Genomic DNA, 2157 nt, shown 5'->3' with positions numbered 1-2157 from the left:
GGAAAAATACTTAAAGGCCAAGCATGTTCAAGACCCTAAAGGGCCTTTATTGGTGACAATAGAAAACCATAGTCCACTGAACATTGGCGCTCTACAGTTGCGCACGCAGCTAATTGACGCAAATGGAAAAGTAATTAAGATTGAAGAATGGTCAATTAACGAAACGATTCCGGCGCAAAAACGCAGCCCCTACTATCCTGCCAAAGTTGTTTATCACTTAAAAACAGGCGAAAAGGTTAAAACCAGCATTAGCTCGGTGACACTTGAATAGAAACACCAATTAGGAACCGTTTTGTTTGCTTGATATCCATTGGCGAGTATTAGCACCAAGTACCAGTAAAGCCGGTGTTAGAAACAAGGTGAGGACTGTGGCAAACGCCAATCCACCAGCAATGGCACTAGATAACTGAGTCCACCACTGTGTAGAAGGTGCACCAAAAGCTACGTCGCGATTGATAAAGTCGATATTCATCGATAAGACCATCGGTATCAAACCAAGAACAGTGGTTCCTGCAGTCAATAACACGGGTCGCATACGAATCTCACCCGTCATCAAAGCCGCCTGATAAGGGCTAACTCCATTGTTGATATACGAGTTATAGGTATCAATCAATACAATATTATTGTTCACAACGATACCTGCCAAGGCAATGATACCCAAGCCGACCATCACGATACCGAAAGGCTGAGCTGTGATCAGCAGGCCCAGTAAAACCCCCGCGGTTGAAAAGACAATCGCACTCAATACTAAAATACTCTGATAAAAGCTGTTGAACTGTATGACGAGAATCAAAAGCATTAGAAAGATTGCCGTCATAAAAGCCGTACCGAGGAATTCTGCTGTTTCCTTCTGATCCTGTTCTTCCCCTTTTACGGCGATGCGTACATCTGGCTTAAATTCTGACAGATCGAACTCAGCTTGCAGAGCTTGTAGGCGCTCGCTAGGTAGCAGTCCTTCAAGAACATCTGACTGAATCGTAATAGCCCGTTTACCGTCAACCCGTTTTATCGTGCCATTCTTCGGCGCAGGATTCAGCGACACAAAGTTACTAATGGGCACCATGCCTTTTGAGGTTTGGATTCTGAAATTATCAAACTGATTGAGGTTTCTGAACTGTTCAGGGAAGCGAATACTAATATCGACTTCCTCTATCGTATCGTCCGGTCTAAAGTCGGCAACGCGATAGCCGTTCGTAATCATTTGAATGGCGCTACCGATCAAAGCGATATCGGCACCAAAACGTGCTGCGGCCTCTCTATCTACATCTAGTCGCCATTCGATACCCGGTAGCGCTCGATCATCCTCAATATCTTTAAAACCTTCGAGGGCTTCCATCTTTGAGAGGATAAGCTCAACCGCTTGCTCAGTGTGCTCAGGGTAGATTGCACTAACCTGCAACTTGATCGGTTTACCGCCAGAAGGGCCATTCTCTGCTTTGCGAAACTCCAACTTTACACCTGAAATATCAGCGGTCATCGCCTCCATTTCTGTGAGAATTTCTGACGCTACACGCCGCTTATCCCAATCAACAAATTGAAACTGAATTGAACCGATCACATCCTCGGCCATTGCATTCTGAGCTTGATTGAAAGAACGGGCATAAATTGATTCAAGCTCGTTTTTGCCTTCAATCAGACTTAAAAACCGACGTTCAACCTGTTTTAACAAGGCATCTTTTTCATGTATCGATAAGTCACCTCTAGCGTGAATAAGAACCTGCGCGCTATCCGGTTCGACATCTGGAAAGAACTCTACACCCTTTCCGAAAGCCCCATAGGCGACATAACTGAAGACTATGACGCCCAGTGCACCGATAAATGTTAAGCCCGGTCTCTTCAGCAAGGCACTCAAGCTTGAAACATAGGCCCGTTTCATCACACCGGCTTCTTCATTCAATGAGCTTATTGTATGCGGATGACCTCCATCACGTTCATACTCGTCTACTAACTTCCCTTTAGCCTTAGTTTGCCCTCCTAACCATGAGCCTAAAACGGGCAAAAATACCAGAGCCATAACAAGCGATGCCATCAAACAAATCATCACCGTAATGGGTAAGAACTTCATGAATTCGCCGACAACACCCGGCCAAGCAATCAAGGGAAGAAAAACAGCCAGCGTTGTCGCGGTCGATGCGATGATCGGCCATGACATCCGCT

Annotated in this window: 2 protein-coding genes; one reads left to right on the top strand and one right to left on the bottom strand. The window is 45.5% G+C overall.

The features are described from left to right. The coding region (locus A3757_RS27195) for a hypothetical protein (protein WP_197470216.1) at positions 1 to 271 on the top strand (271 nt) is incomplete at its 5' end. 9 nt (positions 272 to 280) lie between these two features. On the opposite strand, the gene A3757_RS21990 is transcribed toward A3757_RS27195, so the two are convergent. Continuing rightward, positions 281 to 2157, bottom strand: a 1877-nt coding sequence (locus tag A3757_RS21990; protein ID WP_197470215.1) for an efflux RND transporter permease subunit, incomplete at its 5' end; no start/stop codon positions are given.

This window comes from Oleiphilus sp. HI0117 (genome assembly GCF_001635235.1).
The sequence above is the reverse complement of the archived record's forward strand: the minus strand, read 5'-3'. Positions and strand labels throughout refer to the sequence as shown.